The organism is Prevotella melaninogenica (genome assembly GCF_018128065.1).
Lineage (GTDB): Bacteria > Bacteroidota > Bacteroidia > Bacteroidales > Bacteroidaceae > Prevotella.
The window spans coordinates 783,810-807,444 of record NZ_CP072359.1; the positions used below are offsets into that span (position 1 = coordinate 783,810).

The 23,635-nt window shown below is 43.3% G+C and carries 9 protein-coding genes; 7 read left to right on the forward strand and 2 right to left on the reverse strand.

The genetic code is table 11. The features are described 5' to 3' along the window. The first annotated feature begins 431 nt into the window (after window positions 1–431). Complete coding sequence (locus J5A56_RS03200) at window positions 432–2,231, forward strand: M6 family metalloprotease domain-containing protein (RefSeq protein ID WP_021671770.1); 1,800 nt, start codon at window positions 432–434, stop codon at window positions 2,229–2,231. Between the two features lie 153 nt (window positions 2,232–2,384). Here the strand turns inward: J5A56_RS03200 and J5A56_RS03205 are convergent, their stop codons facing one another. Both J5A56_RS03205 and J5A56_RS03210 read right to left on the reverse strand, forming a co-directional pair. Then, window positions 2,385–2,891, reverse strand: coding sequence for a HutD family protein (locus J5A56_RS03205; RefSeq protein ID WP_021671771.1), 507 nt, complete (start codon window positions 2,889–2,891; stop codon window positions 2,385–2,387). Window positions 2,892–3,473: 582 nt separating this feature from the next. Next, window positions 3,474–3,656, reverse strand: coding sequence for a hypothetical protein (locus tag J5A56_RS03210; protein ID WP_081691286.1), 183 nt, complete (start codon window positions 3,654–3,656; stop codon window positions 3,474–3,476). Between the two features lie 255 nt (window positions 3,657–3,911). Here J5A56_RS03210 and rbr point away from each other — a divergent pair, with 255 nt between their 5' ends. The 6 genes from rbr to J5A56_RS03240 all read left to right on the forward strand — a co-directional run bounded on the left by rbr (window position 3,912) and on the right by J5A56_RS03240 (window position 22,679). Continuing rightward, on the forward strand, window positions 3,912–4,565 hold the full coding sequence (gene rbr / locus J5A56_RS03215) for a rubrerythrin (protein ID WP_021671773.1): 654 nt from the start codon (window positions 3,912–3,914) through the stop codon (window positions 4,563–4,565). 1,565 nt (window positions 4,566–6,130) lie between these two features. Then, entirely contained in the window at window positions 6,131–9,508 is a 3,378-nt protein-coding gene (locus J5A56_RS03220) for a SusC/RagA family TonB-linked outer membrane protein (RefSeq protein ID WP_021671777.1), read from the forward strand. 61 nt (window positions 9,509–9,569) lie between these two features. Continuing rightward, window positions 9,570–11,402 carry a SusD/RagB family nutrient-binding outer membrane lipoprotein gene (locus tag J5A56_RS03225; protein ID WP_021671778.1) on the forward strand — a complete coding sequence of 611 codons (1,833 nt, stop codon included), beginning with the start codon at window positions 9,570–9,572 and terminating at the stop codon, window positions 11,400–11,402. A 104-nt stretch (window positions 11,403–11,506) separates the two neighbouring features. Beyond that, entirely contained in the window at window positions 11,507–14,542 is a 3,036-nt protein-coding gene (locus J5A56_RS03230; RefSeq protein WP_021671779.1) for an endo-beta-N-acetylglucosaminidase, read from the forward strand. A gap of 392 nt (window positions 14,543–14,934) precedes the next feature. Continuing rightward, a complete protein-coding gene (locus J5A56_RS03235; RefSeq protein ID WP_036919715.1) occupies window positions 14,935–18,687 on the forward strand; it encodes an endo-beta-N-acetylglucosaminidase in 3,753 nt (1,250 codons plus the stop codon). Window positions 18,688–18,899: 212 nt separating this feature from the next. Next, the gene (locus J5A56_RS03240) at window positions 18,900–22,679 is read left to right on the forward strand and encodes an endo-beta-N-acetylglucosaminidase (protein ID WP_036919718.1); all 3,780 of its coding nucleotides are present in this window, start codon (window positions 18,900–18,902) and stop codon (window positions 22,677–22,679) included. The last annotated feature ends 956 nt before the right edge of the window (window positions 22,680–23,635 follow it).

Below are 23,635 nucleotides of genomic sequence, written 5' to 3' on the forward strand. Positions count from 1 at the left end.
AGTAACATAGGAACGTTTTTGTACGAGTTGACGGGTTAACGAGTTGACGAGTGAACAAGTTGCTTGTAGACAGGGTAGTTAAAGACAAAGTAACATAGGAACGTTTTTGTACGAGTTGACGGGTTAACGAGTTGACGAGTGAACAAGTTGCTTGTAGACAGGGTAGTTAAAGACAAAGTAACATAGGAACATGTTTTAGTTGATGAGTTTGTTTCAAGTTGGTATCTATATGTCATTTATAACAAATGTCCTTATGTCATTCTGTCTATGTACATTCTGTCTGTCATTCTACTATATGTTCTTCTGTACATTCTGTCTTTTTTTAATGCTTTCCTTTTCCCTCTTCTTTTTTTCTTTATCTTTGCATTTTCTTTCAAAAGATAAGATCTTGTCGATTGAAAACTATATAATTATTATTAAAAAGCAGTTGTATGAAGAAAATTATAACCCTTTTGGTAAGTGGCATGCTTGCTACGTCATCTTTTGCCATTCCAGCTATGCGAATGTGGCGGAGTATTAAACAAGTGGATGGAACGGTACTGAAGGTTATGACCGTGGGTGATGAGCATTTTAATTATGCGCTGACTGATGACGGCATACCCTTGCTGCCACACGATGGTAATTACTATTATGCTCGCATTGAGGATAATCAGTTAGTGGCTACGTCGGTGCTGGCACATGAAAAAGGATTGCGCAAGGATAGAGAGGAACTTGTGGCAGCTGCCCTTCAACAGGTAAGACAACTGCAAAGACAGAAAGAGATACACGTGAGCTCAAAGCCTTTCGGGCAGGGTTTCGGTACGACTTGGGAAGGTAAAAAGAAAGGACTTGTTGTCTTGGTTGAGTTTGAGGATATGGCTTTCAAGAATCCTAAGGACGTATTGACACTCCGACCACGTGAGAATGATGTCAAGTCGCTCTATGAGAATATGCTTAACAAGGTGGGATATACGAATAATAACGGTGCTATTGGTAGTGTACATGATTATTTCCTCGACCAGAGCAACGGTAAGTTCGACCTCACTTTCGATGTCATCGGACCCGTAAAGCTCAAGCATCCGTATAAATATTATGGTGAGCGTACAAGTCGTCAAAATGATGCGAATGCGCCGCAGATGATTATTGATGCTTGCAATGCTATCAAGGAGCAGGTAGACTTCCGTCAATACGACTGGGACGGCGATGGCGAGGTTGAGCAGGTTTATGTCGTCTATGCTGGTGAGGGTGAGGCGACTGGCGGTAATGCTAATACCATCTGGCCACATAAGTATTCGCTCTCGGATGCAGGACTGGATGCGCTGACTTTTAACGGAATAACCATTAATACCTATGCTTGTAGCAACGAGATTATCCGTGCGCAGCTCAATGGCAAGGAACGTGTCTTCTACTCAGGAATCGGAACCATTTGTCATGAGTTCTCTCACTGTCTCGGTCTGCCCGACTTTTACGATACACGTGGCGGCAATAACGTTGGTTCTGGTCGATATGACTTGATGTGTGCCGGTAGCTATAATGGTGGTCCAGAGAGTATTATGAATGCTTATAACGGTACTGGTATCGGTACAGTCCCAGCTGGCTATGATGCTTACGAAAAGGCATATATGGGTTGGCTGAAACTTATCACACTTGACGATAAGGCTATGGAAGTGAAGAATATGAAAGGACTCTCTGAGGGTGGTGATGCCTACTTCCTCTATAATCCAGACACGAAGAACGAATACTATATCCTCGAAAATCGCACTCCTCATCGTTGGGATAGCGAACTGCCCGGACACGGATTGATGATGTTCCACGTTGATTTCGATGCTCGTTCATGGATGATGAATAACCTCAACACTGCTTCGGCACAGCGTCATCCACGCTTCACGATTGTTCCTGTGGATGGTCAGCTTGATAACGACACCCAGAACAATGACCCTTTCCCAACTGATTTGAATAATAGTCTGACGAAGAGTACCGACCCTCGTCTGAATTTCTATACGAACTATAATGTAAGTGATCAGGCTGGTGTCAAGGGTATCGTCCGTAATAGCGATAACACGATTTCCTTTAGTTATACACCGTTGCAGTCGTCAACAGGCATCAGTAGTCTCTCTGCTACTCCTCAACAGCCTGCCGAGACCTATACGCTCTCTGGCGTGAAGACCGCGAATAGTCGCACAGCTACCAAGCAGGTTGTAATTGTTAAAGATAGAAACGGTAAGGGGCATAAGGTGAGTCCTTTGAGTTGACGGGTTTCCTTCAAGTTGACGGGTTTACAAGTTTACGAGTGAACGAGTTATATGTATGGTGGGATAACTCGTCCACTTGTTCACTTGTTTACTTGTTCACTCGTCCACTCGTTCACCCGTCTACTCGTCCACTGAAAGTCGTTCGCTCGTTAACTATTCAACTACGACTGCTTCCCCTTTTAGTTGAAAGGACTCTGTGAGGAGGGCGGTATCGTGCTTGGCGAGGGAAGTGTCGTCAATCATGCAGTCATCGAGGGCAAAGACGAGTCTTGGGCGGCTGTCCGTGAATTGGGTGTTGTGAAAGATGCCCAGTTCAACGGTGATACCATGGCGCACGATGATATTGAAGTCGATGGCACCCTGCGTATTCTCAGAACGGACTTTCTCATTACCCTCAAACTGGTAAAAGGAATTGTGCGATAGCGGTATGTATTCATCGTTCTTGAATAAGGTAATCTCACCCTCCAAAGGTAGGATGTAACGTGTGAAGCCCCTGAAATCGGAGAAGTCACTCTCTGTATTGTCAATGATGGCAGAGGATATGCGCAGGTCGAAACGGCGTGCAGCGAGGTCGCCATCAGTAGGTGAGATAAAAATCTGACGAGTGATACCACCTTTCCATGTCGTGGTTTTATATGCTTCTTTTCTAATTATTTCCATCTTCTTTAAGTCTTCTATTTGTTCTTTCAGCTACAAAGATACGGATTAATCACAAGAAAGTCAAGTAGTTTTAATCATAAGGAAGAAGGGCTCTTGAAAGATTGGGGAGGTGTGTTGGGTGTTGAATATTGGGTGATATTTATTGTGCCAAAAACTAACAATAAAAATAAGAGGGTGTGTCAAAATGCAATTACCATTTTGATAATCTTACAGTTTGACACACTCCAATAAAAAAAGACCATTTCTGTACTCATTTTTGAGTAAAGAGATGGTCTTTTCTTTGCTTTTAGAAAAAGAATACTTATACTTTGAAAGTTGTCAAGTTATTATTTATATTTTGACACACCCTCATAATAGAAACATTTTCGAATGAAGAAAAATGTTGTCGTGACAAAATATAACTTCTAACAAGTGGGCATGTTTATTTTACGGAATTACCTTGTTTAGTTAAAATCTGTATCTGCACCACTTTCCACCTTAAATGACAAAATATTCTCTGACTTTTCAGAATATTGAGGACAGAGAGGGGGCAGAACATGAATAGTCAGTCTGCCCCTCCCATGCCGTTGAACCTCGTTTCAACTACCATTTCAGTTCCTCAGAGAAACCATAGAATTGGTAGTTGCTGCCAAGAGAGATTGAAGAAGAAGAAAAGTTCAGACTAAAAGAACGGTCAGGGTTATGTTTTGAACTTGTAGCCGACCAGTAGGGCGTAGCCCCATTGTTAATGTTGTGACTGATGGAGAATCGCACAAATAAACACATGGTTGATAGGATTGGTTAGTTGATAGACCAGTAGGTCTTTTACTAATTATCCATCGTCTAAATAGACCTTTTCAAACAAAAAAGCGGCGATAAAGATTGAACGTTCAAGAAATAATTAATACCTTTGCAAACACAAAAATGAAATTATTACAGGGTAAGAGATATCCCATATTAAACTGATTATCAGTACATTTTTTTTTAGACTATTCATTCGGGATTATTGATTTATACAAAACATTATAATACAAGAACATTATGAAGAAACAATTTATTTGCACCGTTTGTGGTTATATCCACGAGGGAACAGAGGCTCCAGCAGAGTGCCCAGTATGCCACGTTAAAGCAGAGAAGTTCAAGGAGTTCAACCCAGCAGCTTTGAAGGGTACTAAGACTGAGCAGAACCTTAAGAACGCTTTCGCAGGCGAGAGTCAGGCTCACACTAAGTATCTTTACTATGCTTCAAAGGCTAAGAAGGACGGCTATGAGCAGATTGCAGGTTTCTTCGAGGAAACTGCACGCAATGAGAAGGAGCACGCTAAGATTTGGTTCAAGTTCCTCCACGAGGGTAACATCCCAACAACTACTCAGAACCTTGCTGACGCAGCAGCTGGTGAGAACTACGAGTGGACTGATATGTACGAGCAGATGGCAAAGGACGCTATCGAAGAGGGCTTCCCAGAGTTGGCTGTTAAGTTCCGTGGCGTTGGTAAGGTTGAGAAGCACCACGAGGAGCGTTACCGCAAGCTCTTGAAGAACATCGAGGACAGCGTGGTATTCTCACGTGATGGCGACTGCATCTGGCAGTGCCGCAACTGTGGTCACATCGTTATCGGCAAGAAGGCTCCAGCTGTTTGCCCTGTTTGCAACCACCCACAGAGCTTCTTCCAGGTTGAGGAGTCAAACTACTAAATCAGCGCAATAATAATTCCAAAGCGTTAGTCACACAGCGCCAAGACCTTTCGGGTCTTGGCGCTTTTTTAGTTAACGAGCTTTGCAAGTTGACAAGCTTTGCGAGTTGACAAGTTAACAAGTTGACAAGTGAACAAGTTGCTTGCGAGATAAGACAGGGTAAAATATGAACAAGTTGCTTTTTCAATTGGCAAGTTGACAAGTGAGCAAGTTGACAAGTGAACAAGTTGACAAGTGAACAAGTTGCTTGCGAGATAAGACAGAGTAACATATGAACAAGTTGCTTTTTCAATTGGTAAGTTGACAAGTGAGCAAGTTGACAAGTGAACAAGTTGCTTGCGAGATAAGACAGAGTAACATATGAACAAGTTGCTTTTTCAATTGGCGAGTTGACAAGTTAACGGGTTGACGAGTGAATAAGTTGCTTGTTGAGATAAAACACAGCAAACAATGGTAATCATAATTATGAATTGTGAATTATGAATTATGAATTAATTCTGTTTTCTCACAGAATTCACAGATGTAACAGATTTCATTTTTGCTAACGAACCTCACAGAGACCTGACGGTCAAAGCCCCACCCCGACCCTCCCCGAAAGGGGAGGGGGACTAATTTGCTAATAATTTGCTAACCATAGAAAGAAGTTATTTGTTCAGTTTAGTTTTAGCGTTTTACACTTTAACACTTTTGCCAACGAAATAGGATGTTTTAAGGTTTTATTTCATATAATGTTTGTGTGAATGTTTACCATCATTTACAGTGGTGCTGGTACTCTGCACATGTGGTGCGGAGGGTTAACACATATGGTGCGGAGGGTTAAATTCACTATGATTATGGATGACAGGGGGTGAATTGTGAGCAAAACGTTGTAATACTAAGAATAAACCGAAGGTGTACAGAAGCTTGTTTAACTCAAACTCCTTTATATTTATAGATTAATCTTTCTGTTAACGGGTTAACGAGTAAACAAGTTGCTTGTCCTGTCACCGACTCTTTTATACATTCATTCTTGACATTCTTAGTTCTGTAGATTTATTCTCTTAATTTTTGGGGTATCTCGCTAATTACTCCCCTCTCCAATCGGAGAGGGGTAAGGGGGTGAGGCTTTTCTTGCAATTCGTAGTTCTTTAGCTTTATTCCCTTAATTTTTGGGTATCTCGCATTTCACTCCCCTCCCTATGGGGGGCAGGTTGGGGGAGGGGATGCCGGTGTCGTGCCCTTTATATGTTTATATATGTTAAATATCAACATTAAAGTAAGTATTATTAATATTAAAGTTGTTTGTTTTGTAGATGCCCTCAGGCGCAACTTTATGAATTGTGAACTGAACAAGATTTAACATCTTTACTATCAGAGGATTAAGTGTTGACACATTCTTCAGATAAAACTCCACGAGTTAAAGATGGTAATACATAATAATGTGCCTAAAGGATATAAACAAAAAACCAAGTCAATTACACCTTATTATATAGGGCTGTATAAAGATGAAGCCTTTGGCATTATCCAAAATCAATTGAAATAAAATTAGGAAAATAAATAAATTAAAAGTTTAAAACCTAAACCTGATGAGAATCTTTAAAGAATCAAAGCAGAAGCATCTGTACTTCTCGGCTGCCTTTGCTCTATCATTGGCATTGGCGCCTACAGGTGTCTACGCAGGTACAAACGCTAAAGCTGCAGTGCAGTCTGTACAGCAGAATGGCAATCACAAAGTGACCGGTCGTGTCGTTGACTCAACCGGCGAACCGCTTATTGGTGCTACTATCCTCGTTGAGGGTACCACCAATGGCACAGTAACGGATATTGATGGTAACTATACCCTCAATACCACAGCTAACGCGAAGCTCGTCTTCTCTTACATCGGCTATGCTGCACAGACCATCCCTGTTGGTGGTAAGGGCACAGTCAATGTTACATTGAAGGAGGAAGCTAACACCATGAACGAGGTCGTTGTTACCGCTATGGGTATTATGCGTAAGGAGAAGTCTCTTACCTATGCTACCCAGCAGGTGAAGGCAGAAGACCTCATGAAAGTGCAGGACCCTAATGCTGCTAACTCACTCGAGGGTAAGGTTGCAGGTATTACTATTACGCCAAGTGCTGGTGGTGCTGGTGGTGCTTCAAAGATTGTTCTTCGTGGTAACCGCTCTATCCTCGGTAACAGTTCTCCTCTCATCGTTGTTGACGGTGTGCCAATGAGTAACGGTATTCGTGGTCAGAAGGATATGAGTGGCGAGGGCTTCGGTTCAACAGGTATGTCTGAGGGTTCTGACCCATTGTCATTGATTAACCCAGACGATATTGAGTCAATCAACGTCCTCAAGGGTGCTAACGCTGCTGCGCTTTACGGTTCACGTGCAGCCAATGGTGTTATCATGATTACCACAAAGAAGGGTCGTGAGGGTAAGGTTGATATCAACGTTACATCAAACGTCACTTTCGACTCACCATTATTGACTCCAAAGATTCAGAAAGTTTACGGTTCAACAGTTGATGCAACAACTGGTGCGTTATCATTGAACAACTGGGGAGGCAAGCTTGCTGATCGCTCAAGTAACGACCTCGTCGTACGTTCTCCGCTGGATGAGCGTTGGGTAGGTTATCCTGAGGAGCAGATCGGTCTTGATGCACAGAAGAATCCTATTATGGCACGTCGTCATAATGTTTACCTCCGTAATCATGCTGGCGATGATGTGGCAGACTTCTTCCGTACAGGTGTGACAACCAACAACTCTATCTCGCTGTCAGGTGGTACAGAGATTTCACGCACATACGTTTCTCTGGCAAATAGCCATGCAACAGGTATGATGCGTAACAACTCTTACAACCGTAACTCAATCAGTTTCCGTCAGACATATAACTTCTTCAAGCGTCTCCACATTGATGCTTCATTGAATTATACTGAGTCTAAGACGAAGAACCGTCCTGGTGGTGGTACAGTTGGTAACCCCCTTTACCATCTCTACACTGCACCACAGAATATCGACATGGATTACTACCGTAATCATTATATAAATGCTGAGGGTAAGTGGTTGTCAAACCCGTCATCTTATTATAAGCTTAATGGTTCTAACTTTACATGGACATCAGGTGCACGCACTACCCTGACAGGTCCTCAACAGGAGTGGGCATTCCTCTCTCATCCAAACAACAACCCATACTGGTTGCTGAACATGGCTAACAGCCAGCAGAAGGAGAGCCGTATCTTTGGAACCTTGCAGGCAAACGTTGATATCTATGACGGCTTGACATTCCAAGCACGCGTTAACTATAGCCAGTTGCGTTATAAGAGTCGTAGTACACGTTACGCTACAACTTTCCTTCCTGCTTCAATGGATGACTATGGACACTTCTGGGATTCAGATGACAAGACCACAGAACTTTATACTGACTACCTCTTGTCATATAACAAGACATTGGGTGACTACTCTGTATCTGCAACTGCAGGTTTCGTAGGTCACACCGTTAAGGGAGAGTATAAGGGTACTGATGCTGTCGCTACTTACTATGATCGCCTTATGCGTAAGCTCCCAACATTGGTCAACTACTTTGATACCAGTGCAGGTGGCTACGGTGTAACAAACACAGACAAGAGCTCTAACTGGGACCGTTCTTATCTCTTCACAGGTCAGGTAGGTTGGAAGGAGACTATTTACCTCGATGCATCTTATCGTCGTGACTGGTATCGTCCTTTCCGTTACTTCAAGCAGCTCGGTAAAATTAATACCGATAACTATGGCTACTTCGGTGTTGGTGCGAATGCTATAGTTAGCCAGTTGGTTAAGTTGCCAGATTGGTTTAACTTCTTGAAGTATCGTGTTTCTTACTCTTCAGTAGGTAACTCTATTCCTAACAAGGCATACGGTGCAATGAGTCGTAACCTTCAGACTGGTGCATTGTCAGGTAATAAGCTACTCGACTTCTCACCAGTACCAGAGGAGACTGGTTCATTCGAGACAGGTATTGAGTCATTGTTCTTGAACAACCGTTTGAGCTTTGACTTCACCTTCTATAATACAATTGTGAAGAACCTCTACATGGAGTTGGGTTCTCTCGGTGGTAACACAGAGCTGTTGAACTCTGCTAAGGTTCGCAATACTGGTTTCGAGGCAACTATCGGTTATGACTTCAAGTTCGGTAGAAACTTCCGTTGGCGTACATCTTATAACCTCTCATTTAATGATAACAAGATTCTTGAGACTGGTTATGACAAGGATGGTACATCACGTAAGTATCAGCAGACGGTCGGTGAGGCTAAGGTCATCTATAAGAAAGGTGGCTCTATTGGTGACATCTATGCTGGCGATTTCCTCCGTGACGAGAAAGGACATATCAAGCTGACCGCTAAGGGTGAGCCAATGTTTGACAAGACTGGTTCTAACGATCGCTTCCTTGGCAACATGAACTCTAAGTGGCAGATGGGTTGGACCAATACCTTTAACTATAAGGAGTTCCAGCTTTCATTCCTCATCAATGGTCGTATCGGTGGTAAGGTACTCTCTCTGACAGAAGCTTATCTTGACTATATTGGTGCTTCTAAGCGTACAGCTGAGGCTCGTCTAAATGCTGAGAAGAATAACATTGTTGCTTCTGACTATGGTAATGTTCCGGGTATGGTTCTTAACGATGGTAGCGGAAGAATTGTTCCTATCCAGTCTTATTATCAGGCACTTGGTGCATCAAGCAACCCATCAAGCTATCTCTACAACGGAACAAACTTCCGTCTGCGTGAACTTTCATTGGGTTATACCTTCCGTGACCTCTTCGGTCAGAACCGTAACTTGACCCTCTCATTCATCGCTCGTAACTTGTTCTTCATCTACAAGGATGCACCAACAGACCCAGACGTATCTCTGTCTACACAGAATGGTCTCGGAGCGTTTGAGAGCTTCAATATGCCATCTTCACGCTCATTCGGTTTCTCACTGAAGGCTAACTTCTAAACCTGAAGGTTGTAGTGAAGAAAAGGTAATTCAATATTAAACAATCTAAAGAAATAAGACAATGAAAAGTAAACATATAATCGTACTCATGGCGATGGCATTGCCTACACTGGGACTACAATCTTGTCTCGATTATGACAATCCTGGTGATGAGTTCAACTCTACAACCAAGAATGTTGATAAAGTTACTTCTCGTGGTGTGGTAGACAGCATTCCTTATCGTACGGCTGCTGACGCTGCAGCAGCTGGCGAGGCTATGACAGCGATGCAGGATCTTCTTGATGCTGGTGCAGGCGGTCAGTTCTCTATGCGTGGTGGTAAGAGAGGTGAGCACCCAGGTGCTCATGCTTATCAGTATCAGTACTCTCTCGGTGTTGACAACTATGCTGAATATACAGTTATTCCTCATACCTTCTTCCAGTATTCTAAGATTCGTCTTGCATCTTCTTATGCTATTGACCAGAAGTGCTATGGTGGTGCTTGGGGCTCATTCACTGAGATGAAGACCGCAGTGGTGCCAATCCTTAACCATGATAAGATAAACGCTATCCCTGAGATGAAGGCTGCTTACCTTACACTCTTCAACTTCCAGGCTGTTGAGGTTGCCGATGTTTATGGCCCTATGCCTTACCGTGAATTGAAGACCAACCTCCAGGTAGGTCCATATACTTATAATAAGGTTGAAGATGTCTATGATGATGTTATCAATAACCTTGACACTGCGATTGCTTGCTTCCATTATTTTGATCAGAAACCAGCTGCTTACAAGCAGAAACTCGTTGAAGAGTTCAAGTCTCGCTTCCTCGTGATGAATGAGGGTGGTGTTTCTGATGGTACAATGAAGAACTGGGCACGCTTTGCTAACTCTCTCAAGCTTCGTCTTGCTATGCACATGGTTAAGAGTGACCCTGCTCGTGCAAAGAAATTAGCTGAAGAGGCTGTTGCTGATGGCGTTATCGAGAACGTAAGCCAGGAGGTATCTATCCGTCCAGGTGTTTTAGGTTTCTCTCACCCATTGCCAGGAGTTGAAAACTGGGGTGATGCGCGTATGAGTGCAACAATGGAAATTATCCTCAAGAGCTTTAATCATCCATGGTTGAAGTATCTCTTTGAGAAGAACTCTAACCAGATTGTAAACAATAAGACAGGTGAGATTACGGCAGCAGGCACACGTATCTGTGGTATCCGTACAGGTACACACCCTGGTGAAGGTCAGGGATATGACGAGAACCAGTATATCGCTTTCAGTAAATTGAGTGCACAATATTTCGACAATGCACCACTGGAGATTATGAAGTATGCAGAGGTTTGCTTCCTCCGTGCTGAGGGTGCACTCCGTGGTTGGAACATGGGTGGTAGCGCACAGCACTTCTATGAGCTTGGTATCCGCAATGGTAACTGTGAGGACCCAGAGATGAAGTCAATGGATGGTACTGCTCCTGATGGTACAACTGGTGTTAACTGGTATGACGCATGGATTAATACCTACATGGCACAGGAGAACCCTGTAGCTTACGTTTACAAGGATCCTACAGGTGATACGCCTGATGCTGCTTCTCCAATTACTATCGGTGTAAAATGGAACGATAGCGATTCACAGGAGACAAAGCTTGAGAAGATTATCACCCAGAAGTATATTGCAACTTATCCTAATGGTTTCGAGGCTTGGAACGATCTTCGTCGCACAGGCTATCCACGTAAGTTAAATGTCCTGAATATCGATGAGGCTGATGGTAGTCTCTCTTCTGGTGACATCATGCACCGTCTGCCTTTCCCAGGTACACAGGACATTGCTACCAAGCAGGATGTTGACAACACTGGTATCCCAGCGTTGGGCGGTCCTGACAAGATGGCAACTCGTCTCTTCTGGGATAAGACTACATCAAATTTCTAAACGATGTTTTTGAATTAGAATAGAGTTTAATCCCAGTGGTGGAGAGAGTAGTTTTTTCACTACTGGGATTACCAATTTAATAAAATAACTAAATAAACATTTTTATGAACAAAAGAATTACTCTTAGTGCGTGGGTAGTAGCTGCTATGTTGGCTATGTCACCAATGGGTGCTGCTGCACAGACAGAGATGTCTCCTACTGCTTCTACGCAGGTTTATGACCTTTCTAAACTTGGTGACCAGACTTTGCTAAAGCATTTTGCAGAGCTTATAAAGCAGGGACGTAAGTATCCTACTGACGCTGACCTTAAAGCATGGGGTATCAAGGATGAGGTTGAGTTTATCCGTACCCACGTAAAGAAGCGTGCTATTGAGTCACGTGCTGACCGTCTTATCAAAGACACCTACGAGAATCGTAACCTCTTTATGAATATTCCTGGTGGTGCAGGTAAGAATCTCGGTGGTTATCCTTCAAGCACATTTGCTAATGATAACTTTTCAATGTGGAACTATACCAACCTCTTCGGTGCATGGAACTATGGTTTGTTCCAAGCTCCAGGTTCATGGGCGGATGCTGCTCACCGTAACGGTACAAGCATCTTTGCTGGTATTAAGTTCTTCGATCATACAACAGGTGGTGCTGCAGATAGCTGGGAAAGCTTTATCATGCAAAAGGATGCTAACGGCAAGTTCCTTTATACACATCCGCTCATCAACTGTATGCGCTTCCTCGGTTTTGATGGTATTAATTATAACTGGGAGAGCACAAGCAATTATACAAAGGCAGACAATATCGCATTCCATCAAGAGCTTTATCAGATAGCGAAAGAAGAAGGATTTGATGACTTCAAGGTCATGTACTATACGAATAGCTCAAGATTGACTCAGCATAATTCTGATCATATATGGGGACCAAGAAAGGATAAGCGAATCTCCGAATTAATGTTAAATTATTCAAATAATGACTTCAGTTGGTATATGGACAGCTCTGTAAAGGAAGCTGAAAGAACGATGGGTTCTGCTGACGGGCTTTATGCAGGTGTATGGATTGTAACCATGAACAGAGGATGGAGCAGACTTAACAAGAATGAGGATGCTAAGCGTTGTGGTATCTGTCTTTGGGGTGAGCATGCTGAAAGTCGTTTCTGGAGCTACAATACAGGTGGTGACGCAATGGAGCGTATGAGTAACTATCAGGCATCTCTTGAGCGTGCTTTCTCTGGTGGTAATCGTAACCCATTGTCTCGTCCTGCAATCAGTGACACTGGTAACGAAATGGAGGCACAGGGTAGCACACCCGCATTGAGCAAGTTCGCTGGTCTTGCATCTTGGATTCCAGAGCGTACTGCTATCTCTGGTAACCTTCCATTCGCGACCCACTTTAATATGGGTAATGGTGATCGCTACAACTATAAGGGTAAGAGAACAGCTGGTTCATGGTATAATATGAGTAGCCAGGACGTTGTTCCAACTTATCGTTGGATGGTTGTTAACGAGAATACGGAAACTGCAAGTACTGCAGTACAGCCTTCATTGACAAATGAGGATGCTTACACGGGTGGCGCTTGTCTGCGTCTGAAGGGTGTAAACAATGCCAATGGTACAGACGTCATTCTCTTTAAGACTAACCTAACTCCTTCAAAGGGTAAGGTGGTAGCAAAGGTGGCTATCAAGACTGGCAAAGAGGGTGAAACTGAGAGCAAACTCTCTCTCATCGTTCGTGTAAACGGTTCATGGAAGGCTTACGCACTGGGTGACACTGAGAACGCAAACTGGGCAGAGAAAAAGGTTGAGCTGAACGATATTACTGCTGGCCAGAAGATTGAGCGTATCGGTCTGCGTGTGAAGAACTCAGATGCTAACTATAACGTTCTCGTTGGTAAGATTGAGTTGAATGACGATGTACAGGCTACTCCTGCAGCTGTTAAGGATTTGACTATCCAGGTGAAGGAAGAGACAAAGTCTTCTCTCTCTGTTAAGGCAGTATGGGGAATTGATAAGGAGGTCGGTGACAAGCCGACTGTTTACAATGACGAGGCTAACATCGACCACTTCGAGATACTCTATAAGAATGGTGAGAATGGTAAGGTTTCTGAGGTAGGTCGTACTTCACAGTGGGCTACTTACATCCCTAACATCCAGTTCAAAGATGTTAATGACAAACCATTCATTGGTGTTCGTTCAGTAAGTACCGACTTGAAGACTTATTCAAAGATACAGTGGGTTGCTGTTCCACGTGCTAACCAAAGCAAATTGCCAGAGCCTAAGAAGGAAGAGTATGGCAAGGTTGAACTTGACGAGTCTGCTGCTGGTGCTGAAACTGCAAGAAAGATTCGCTATGTAGAGAAATTCCAGACAGAAGGTGGTACCAAGAATATTGATTACACAGCAAAGGGACCCGCAGGAAACAAGGAAAACTATGTTGATGCAACTGATCAGGTATTGGAAGTTAAACAGGGTACTACTGTTACTGTTAAGATTAAGGGTCATGAAGCATTTGATGGCATAGATCACAGCCATGATGACCTCCGCTACTGTATGGGTAAGGCGTGGATGGACTTGAATGGTGATTACCAGTTTAATCCTGATAAAATAACAGAAAATAAAGAAGCTGGTGAGTGTATCTTGTTCTTCGGAAAGGTTCGTGCAGGATCTCCTGAACAAGTTCAGCAGCTGAATGAATACACATTCAAAGTGCCTGATGATGCTAAGCCAGGTAAGAGCCGTATCCGTCTCGTATTCTGTGATGCATGGTTCCAGGGTGGTTTAACACCAACAGGTAAGTTTAACAAGGGCTTCGCTATTGACTTCGGTGTAACCATCACAGGTACAAATCCAGGTCGTGGTGCTAAGGCTGATACTCACGATAAGGGTGAAGCTGAACAGCCAGAGATGCTCGAGGGCGGTTCTACTAACATCGCATCAGCTGGTGTAGGTGCTGCTTCACAGCTCACAGTTGCTGGTGGTAAGGTAATCTTCGAGAATGTTGAGCGTGCATGGGTATTCTCTGTTGATGGTCAGACTGTGAAGAGCTTGGTTAATCCAAAGTCTTTCAACACAAATGAGTTGCCAGCAGGTGTTTACCTCGTTAAGATGCAGAACAATAATGTTATCCGTACACAGAAAGTTACTATTAAGTAATAAGTAATCTCTTAAGAATAAGGTTATCTGGCTTGATTTCATCGAGTCGGGTAACCTTGTTCCGCTTTTATAGGTAAAGTTTTTAGCTGTCTTTTAACAACTAATTACTCATAGCCAAGCTACATTTTGAAAAGTTATAAGGCATCAACACGAGTGGTGTTTACCATTAGCACAACACGTGCGGGGCGTTAGCACATCAGATGAAGACGGTAAGAGGAATTCATTAGGATTACGTTGTAAGTCAATAGTGAATAACTCATGTGGGAAATAAGAGCAGACAGCACTGCTTTAGAATCTTGTCCTTGGACATAAGCTATACTCCTTAAAGGGAGAAAGCAGGTATAAGTCGTAATTAGATTTACAATTATTCAATAACAAAACCCAAATCAATTATGAGAAGAATTCATTTACTTCTTTTTGGTTGCTGCCTGATTCCATCTACTTTGATGGCGCAGGAACTTAAGAGCAACTATATTCAGTGGGGCTTTGAATCTCTGCAGTTTCCAAACAAACTTCGCAGTTGGTCAAAGTCTAACCCTAAAATCAATGATGATGATAACTTCTTCATCTCTCGTGTAAAACCAAAGCAGCGTTTCCGTTACGAAGGAACACAGGTTCGTACGGACCTTACAGAGACAAACGACAAGAAGCTCCTTGCTTGGCTGCCATGGAACGTGCCAAGTAAGAACGCTCTCCCTGATGGTGTCTTCGACTCTGAGGTATTCTCAATGTGGCCTTACGTAACTCACTGGGGTGACTGGAACTGCGGCTTAGGTCGTATTCCTGCAGCTTTGTTGGACGTTGCACATAAGAATGGTGTAGCTGTATCTTCTGTTGCTGGTATTCCTGATGGTCAGCTTAAAGGTGAGTGGAGTAGATCACTGACTACACTCGCAGGTTCTGATATTCAGACTGTAGCTGACTATATGAAGTACTACGGTTATGACGGTTTCGGTTATAACTCTGAGTTTTCTGAGTATTATACTGCAGGTCGTGTTACAAAAGCAGTTAGAGATTTCCACGTAAAACTCAACAAAGCAATCAGACCTTATAATCCTATTTTTGAAAATATTTGGTATGATGGTACTAATGATCAAGGTCGTGTTACTTTCGACCAAGGTCTGGGCGATCATAACAAGACTATCTTCGGTGAAAGTGGTAGCGAGGCTGCAGACCTTTTCTTCAACTATAACTGGAACCGTTCTTGGTTATTGGAGAATTCAGTAGCTAAGGCTGAGGAACTTCACCGTAACCCATTGGACCTCTACGCAGGTTTCAATATGCAGGGAGGCGAACCAAAAACATATAGTACTGTACGTTGGCCGCTTTTGAAGAAGTACCCAATCTCAATCGGTCTTTGGGGTGCTCACTCACAGAACATGTTCTTTGAGAGTCGTGGTGAGAAGGGTAGTGACCCAGAGACACAGCAGCGTACTTATATGTTGCGTACAGAACGTTGGTTCTCAAGCGGTTCACGTAACCCTGTTACTACTCCTGAGATTTCACACAGCATGCAGTACAATGCTGATAACACAGATTTCCACGGTATGTCAGCTATGATGACCGCACGTAGTTCTATGTCTTGGGACTTGACACAGGAGCCATTGATTACTTACTTCAACCTCGGTAACGGTAAGTTCTTCAACTATGGTGGTGTTCGTCAGAACGATCGCCCATGGGCTAACGTAGGTGTACAGGATTACTTGCCAACATGGCGTTGGTGGTTTGCAAGCAAGTTGCTCGGTCGTACCGCGGCTGATGTTCCTGCAACTGGTCTTGATGCAGAGTTCGTATGGGACGATGCTTACATGGGTGGTTCTACTGTTCGTGTACATGGTTCTACTCCTAAGGAGTATCTCCACCTCTTCAAGACAAAGTATGCTTTGAAGACAGGCGACGTTATCACCTTCCGTTATAAGGTTAAGGGTGGTAAGGCTGATGCTTCTTTGGTATTCGCTACAGAAGATAATGTAAACGCAGAGAAGGCTTATCCAGTATTGACAACTGCTGATGAGGCTGATGAGGATAAGTGGGTTGAGAAGACTATCACTGTTGGTGGCGACTTGAACGGTAAGACACTTGCACTCGTTGCACTCAAGATGGAGAATGCTGCCGACTTGAATCTCTACCTCGGTGAGTTCTCAATCGTTCGTGGTAGCTTCGATGCTCCAGCACAGCCAATCGATGTAAAGACAACCTTGTTGCACGCTGCAAAGAATGGCGTTGATGCTAAGATTATCTTCAACATGCCTAACACTAAGGCAAAGGGCGAGCCTTGCTACAACACAGACGTGAAGACTTCTCTCTTTAAGCTCTGGGCACAGCAGGAGGGCAAGGAGCCTATCCTCATGGGTGTAACCACTTCATGGGCAGGTATGTTCTATTCTGTTCCTGTTGACCTCAAGGGTCAGGGCAAGGTTAAGTTCGGTGTGTCTGCAGTATCTCTTGATATGAAGAAGGAAAGTGCTATCGCTTGGGGCGAGGATCACGAAATCTTCACAAACTATGACTACAACGACGAAATCAAGGCAGACAAGTCTGTGATTAAGCCAAACGAGGAGTTCACTATCGCTTATGTTGACCCACGTCACGAGGCTGGTAACTGGAAGATTGTTGATGGTTCTGGTAACGTCGTTGCTCAGGCAAACAACGCTACAGAGATTAAGGTGACTGGCATTGCTAATGTAGGTTTCTATAACCTCATTCTCAATGGTAAGGTAGCTTCAACTTCTGGTCGTGTAGACAAGGAAGTAACTTACTCTAACTATGTTCAGATTACTTCTAATGCAGTAGGTGCTGTTCCTCACATCAATAAGCTGACAGCTGATGATAGCGAGACAAGCATTGAGGTTGTTGCCAATAAGGAGGTAACAATGAAGTACGAGGGTAAGAAGGCTGACGGTTCAGGCTCAAGAGGTGTTAAACTCCTTGAGAAACCAGTAGGTGTTAAGGTTTCTGAGCTCGGCTTTAATAATACAAGCAAGAACAATCAGGCTTGGTCACTCGCATTCTGGGTTAAGTTCAATGGCTTCACTGGTGGTACTCAGATTGTAGATATGCGTCATCCTGGTACTGACTGGCCACAGAATAACTGGGGTTCTATGTGGACTACATACGATCCTAACACAGGTGTTTATGAGGTGACACTCCGTGAGAAGAATGCTGGTGGTGCTAAGGAGTACAAGCAGCGTTGGAAGGTTGACTTCGTTCCGGGTGCTTGGACACACTTCGTTTTGGCTATGGAAGGTAACGGTACAGATACCAAGCCTATGGTTTATATCAATGGTAAGGCTGCTAAGGCTCATAACTGGGAGTATAATGGTCAGCAGGGCGATGGTCTTAATACAGCTCGTTTTGCAAACAATGCATGGTGGGAAGAGAATATTCTCGGTATTGGCTTTGGTCGTGCCGGAGCAGCTGCTATTAATGGTACTGTTGATGATGTTAAGTTCTTCGACAAGGCTATCTCTGAGGCTGAGGCTACAAAAACAATGATGTCTACAGCTACTACAGATGCAGGTATGAAGGCTTACTGGGACTTCGAGTCTGATGCAGCTGCAGACCACTACTTCGCAAGTAAGGTTGGTACTGCTAAGATTGCTCACGGTGAGTTGAAGGCAGGTACTGGTGAGGGTGTTACAACGCTTGTTCCAGATGCTCCAACTTATGATGCTGGTAGTGCATTCGTTTCTGGTAATTTCCAAGTGACAACTACTGCAGAGTGGACAGCTAAGAAGGCTACTATCACTTCACAGTCAGGTAACGATCAGGCTGGTACAGCGAAGTTGAAGTATGCTAAGGCTGGTGACTATGAGGTTACATTGACCTTGACCAATGCTCACGGTTCTGACACTCGTACCTTCAAGGTAATTAAGGTGAAGGCTGATCCAACAGGTATCAACGGCACTGAGGCTGCTGACATGAAGGTTTACGCTATCGACCGTGACGTATTGTTTGATGTTGAGACACCGGGCAACTACCTTGTTCAGGTATTCTCTACCAATGGTCAGATGGTTGCAAGTAAGGCTGTTTCAGTGAATGGTGCAGAGTCTGTACGTCTCCATCTTGGTGTTCAGGGCGTTTACGTCGTGAATGTCAAGAAGGACGGTAAGACACTCCGTACAGTGAAATTTATCTGTAAGTAAATAATTCTGTAAGTGCTGGAAGGAGCTCTACTCCTCTGGCACTTATGTTTTTAACCTGATCTTATTGCTTATAAAAGCATCTAAACTTTGGGTACATAAAAGAATTATAACTAAATAGCATTATTGCTAAACAGAAATAAACAAACCTTATATGGCTGTATGTGTATGGCTGTATATACCTAAAATCATTTATCAACTAAACAATTATTATTATGAAAAGGATTACTTTGTTTGCATCTTTGGCATTGGCGAGCTGTCTCAGCATGAGTGCACAGCGTACGCCAACACATCCATTGGACATCCAAGATGCTAAGTTTGAGAACCTGCCTAACTACCTTGAAGCATGGTTGAAAGGCGAGAAGAAGCAACCACAGGACGTCAGCGAGATTGACGACCAGTTCTTCATCTCTCGTGTTCGTCCACTCGACCGTATCAAAGACGGCGACTATAAGGTACGTTCAGAGGTGAATAGCGAGCGTAAGATGTGTCTTTGGACACCGCTTGACGACCCTACCTCTAAGTGGAAGGCTCTTCCTCGTTATTGCTTTGAGGGTGATAACTTCAGTTTGTGGTCATACATTGATATTCACGGAAACTGGACTTCACCTTGGGTTCGTTCTACTGCAGGTCTGACTGACGTTGCTCATAAGAACGGTGTTACTGTGGGTTGTGTGATGTCTATCCCTTATGGTCAGACTGTTTACCCAAGTGGTTGGACTTCTGATATCTACGGAAGAATATTGTACAAGCTTATCCAAAAGAAGGACGGTAAGTATATCTATGCAGAGCCATTGGTTCGTATGATGAAATATTACGGTATCAATGGTATCGGTTTTAACTCTGAGTTCCGTACAAGCTCTACTGTTATGTCACAGTTGACCGAGTTCTTTGTTGCATGTCATAAGGAAGCAGAGGCTATCAAGTGGAAGTTTGAAGTACACTGGTATGATGGTACTTCAGATAATGGTTATATCCATTTTGATGGTGGTTTGGGAAACCATAACCAGAAGATTTTCGGTAATAAGGACAATATTGCTACCGATATGCTCTTTGCTAACTACAACTGGGATGGCGAACTTTTGCGTCGTTCTGTAACTACAGCTAATAGCTTAGGACGTAGCAGTTTCGACTATTATGCAGGCTTTGATATTCAAGGACGTGGCTTGAGGCAAGCAAGTTGGAGCGCACTGTTGAACAACAATATCTCTATTGGTTTCTGGGGTGCTCACTCACAGAGTCTTATCCACCAGAGTGCAACAGACGATGGTACATCTGACATTGCTATTCAGAAGACTTATCTGAAGAAGCAGGAGCTTATCTTCAGTGGCGGTAACAACAACCCAGCTTTGTTGCCAGCTATCAACACTGATTGTAATTTGGCTAATGCAAGTTTGAAGAATTTCCACGGTCTTGCAACTTTCCTTTCAGCGAAGTCCACTATCCAGCAGGTTCCATTCGTTTCACGTTTTAATCTTGGTAATGGTTTGAGCTTCCGTAAGGATGGTGAGGTTACTTTCGACCACAAGTGGTATAACCTCAATACACAGGACTATATGCCAACTTGGCGTTGGTGGATTACTGACCGCACCGATCAAGTGAATACTGGTAATATCAACGGTCTTGCAAAGGCAGAACTAACCTTTGATGATGCTTACTGGGGTGGCTCATGTCTGTCAATCTCTGGTCAGACTGACTTCTCACGAGTAAAGCTCTTCAAGACAATGCTTGAGGTAAAGCCTGATTATGAGTTCTCTGTTACCTATAAGACTGTCGCAGGCATGGATTCTCATGCTAAGTTCTTTGTTGCTTTGAAGGACCACGTTACCGAATACAAAGAGGTAGCATTGCCAGCTGTTGAGGCTGAAGGTAAGTGGAAGACCTTCACAGTAAAGGCTTCTGAACTCGGATTGGCTGCTGGTGATAAGGTTGCTATGATGGGTCTCGTTGTTGAGAAGACTCCTGCTAACTATGAGTTGCGTGTTGGTGAGATGGCTCTCCGTGACAATGCGAAGAGCTTTGCTACTGTAGCTCCTACTATCAAGAAGGTTGAGATACTCCGTGGTCGTTACAATGCTTGCGACTTCAAGATGCAGTATGCTTCTAAGGAAGAGTCAGGATGGGATAAGACTTACAACGACGAGGTAGGTACATGGTATTATGAAATCTACTTCCAGCAGAAGGGACAGAAGCAGCAACTACTTACCGCTACTACTTCTTGGGCTGCCTATGTTGTAGATGCTCCAATGGTATCAGGTGCTGACAAACGCCAGTGCCGTTTCGGTGTACGTGCCGTTTCTCCTGATGGCAAGAAGGGTTCTGAGATTGTTTGGTCAGAGTATATGAATGTAGATTACAACCAGCCATTGAGCGATGTTGTTGCAGACCGTCCAGTTATTAAACCAAACGAGGAGTTCACTCTCAAGTATTTGGACGAGATGGTTCCTGCTGCTAAGGAATGGAAGTTGCAGGATGCTGTTACAGGAACTGTTGCCGCACAAGCTGCAAGCGGTACAAGTGCTAAGCTTACGGTTGCTAAAGAAGGAACATACGACCTTGTTGTTGTTGATAGCAAGGGTCAGGAGACGATTGTACGTGGTAAGGTGAAGATTACACCAGAGGCTACAGGAGCTGTTCCTCAGATTAACAACATCACAGCTGACAAGACAACAGAGAAGACAGGGCAGAACGTAACTTACACTTACGACGGTCGTCTCGGAGAGGGTAAGGCATCACGTGGTCTTGAAATCACCGACCCTAAGATGTTCCGCATCCCTGGTAATGTTCAGCAGGGTAAGTCTTATTCTTACGCGCTTTGGTTCAAGGCTGACAAGTTCAATCACGATAAGCAGGGTACGAACCTTATCAATAAGAACTCTATCCACGATAAGTGGCCTCACAATAACTGGGGCGACCTTTGGGTAACAATCCGTCCAGAGTGGCAGGGTCAAAGTAAGTTGCACAAAGCTAATGAAATCTCATTCAACACTATGGGTTGGACAGCTCACGACAATCCTTACGAGGATGTGATGTCTACTGGTTATAACGTAACTCCTGGTGTTTGGAATCACATTGTGGTAACACATACTGATGGTAATATCCAGAAGATTTACTTCAATGGTCGTCAGGTAGCAAGCCACAGCTTTGCAAACTCTAAGCGTCGTGAGGATGTTGCACAGACTGATACACGTATCGATGCTAATAAGGTAGCTGACATCTTCATTGGCGGTGGTGGTGTTTACAAGAGCGGATTCAATGGTGTCATTGATGAGGTTCAGGTATGGAATAAGCCACTCTCTGACGAGGAAGTATTGCAAGCGATGAAGGGCTATAAGGCAGATGAGATTCCTGATGGATTGCAGGCTTACTTCACCTTCGAGGAAGCTAACGGCATGAAGTTTAAGAATATGGGTAAAGCTGGTAGTGAATACGATGGTTCTGTTGTCGTTGTCGATGGTAGCGGTGGTGAGAATACATCTGGTGCTTCTTACGTAGACCAGCAGCCTAACAACAATGTTTTGGGTTTCCCTGGTATTGTAGGTACATATGATATCAAGACTGTTCCTACTTGGACTTTGGGTGATGGTCAGATTTCTTCTTCTACAGATAAGACAGCTGTAGTAACCTACGCTGCTCCTGGTAAGAAGAACGTAACCTTGAAGCTGAAGAACGGCTGGGGTGAGGCTGAGAAGACCGTTGAGGAAATCGTTGAGATTACTTCTGAGGCAAATGCTATCAATGATGTTGATGCACAGCTCGGCTTCTCTGTTTATCCTAACCCATTCGTAGAGAGCGTAAATCTGCGCTTTGCTGACTATGGTCGTTACACTATCAACGTGCTCGGTACAACTGGCGCACTCCTCCAAAGCAATAGCTTTGAAGCTGCACAGGGGCAGGTAGTAAACGTAGCTATCACTGGTGCAAAGGGTATGTACCTCGTGCAGGTGCTCAAAGATGGTAAGATTTACAAGACAGTGAAAGTTGTCAAGAAGTAGTAAATCAAGTTGACGAGTTTACAAGTTAACGAGTTAAGGAGTTGACGAGTTAACAAAATAATAATTTAAAGACAGAGTAGCAGATGAATTTGTTACTCTGTTTTTTTGCTCTTTCGTTAAATGCACAGGTGGTCGTTGTGTTTGGAAGAGTTGAAAGCTCTTCTTTCTAATGTCTGTAAAGAGCTGGCAGTAATTTGAAAAATTGTTACATAACTTGATGTAAAAGTCTTAAAAAAACGGTCTAAAAGATGTGTAAAAAGCAGGTTGGTAACTAATATGATATCAGGTGGTTACAAAGTGCTTTTGCAAGAGGTGCTTAGTTGGACTTCAAAAGGGCGTTAGTAAGAGTTCAAAAGGGCATCTTTTGTAAGCCAATTGGGCGTCTTTTCAAAGCCAAAAGAGCATGTGTAGCTTTTAAGGGGTGCGAAAAAAGTTTACATAATCTAATAAACAAAGGAACAAAATCAAATAAGCAAAGGAACAAATTTGTTTTGGGAGACACGGAACATGGTTATGGCGAGATATGGCACTATTTGCTTTTTTCAGTTCAGTTGGCTTTTTGGTAGTCCTTCTCTATGTCATCATCAATCACAGAATCATATCCTATCAGCTATAAGCCTACGTTTTCAATCTGTGATTTTAGGGTATGTCCAAAGAGAAAGCGTATGAAAAAGAATCTTTATATAGCTTAAGCTTATTTTAGTGTTATGGGAACGTGGAGAAATGAAGAATATCTTTTTATCTGATAGTCAAGGCCGTTTGCACTTAGATTGATTAAAATTAAGGATTATTTAGAAAATATTCATTAGTATAATTTGTGTCAACTAAAAAAAAGTCCCTACTTTTGCCTATATTAATCTAAACAATTAAATAAAAAGGAAATAACATGCTACGGCAGGGGAGAATTTTGTTCTCTTTGCGTTAGAAGCTGTCTATATCGTGAATAAAAATAATTT

Excerpts from the sequence above, each read along its gene's own strand:
- J5A56_RS03200 (WP_021671770.1), top strand. The coding sequence starts at position 432 with ATGAAGAAAATTATAACCCTTTTGGTAAGTGGCATGCTTGCTACGTCA.
- J5A56_RS03205 (WP_021671771.1), bottom strand. The coding sequence starts at position 2,891 with ATGGAAATAATTAGAAAAGAAGCATATAAAACCACGACATGGAAAGGT.
- J5A56_RS03210 (WP_081691286.1), bottom strand. The coding sequence starts at position 3,656 with ATGTGTTTATTTGTGCGATTCTCCATCAGTCACAACATTAACAATGGG.
- rbr (WP_021671773.1), top strand. The coding sequence starts at position 3,912 with ATGAAGAAACAATTTATTTGCACCGTTTGTGGTTATATCCACGAGGGA.
- J5A56_RS03220 (WP_021671777.1), top strand. The coding sequence starts at position 6,131 with ATGAGAATCTTTAAAGAATCAAAGCAGAAGCATCTGTACTTCTCGGCT.
- J5A56_RS03225 (WP_021671778.1), top strand. The coding sequence starts at position 9,570 with ATGAAAAGTAAACATATAATCGTACTCATGGCGATGGCATTGCCTACA.
- J5A56_RS03230 (WP_021671779.1), top strand. The coding sequence starts at position 11,507 with ATGAACAAAAGAATTACTCTTAGTGCGTGGGTAGTAGCTGCTATGTTG.
- J5A56_RS03235 (WP_036919715.1), top strand. The coding sequence starts at position 14,935 with ATGAGAAGAATTCATTTACTTCTTTTTGGTTGCTGCCTGATTCCATCT.
- J5A56_RS03240 (WP_036919718.1), top strand. The coding sequence starts at position 18,900 with ATGAAAAGGATTACTTTGTTTGCATCTTTGGCATTGGCGAGCTGTCTC.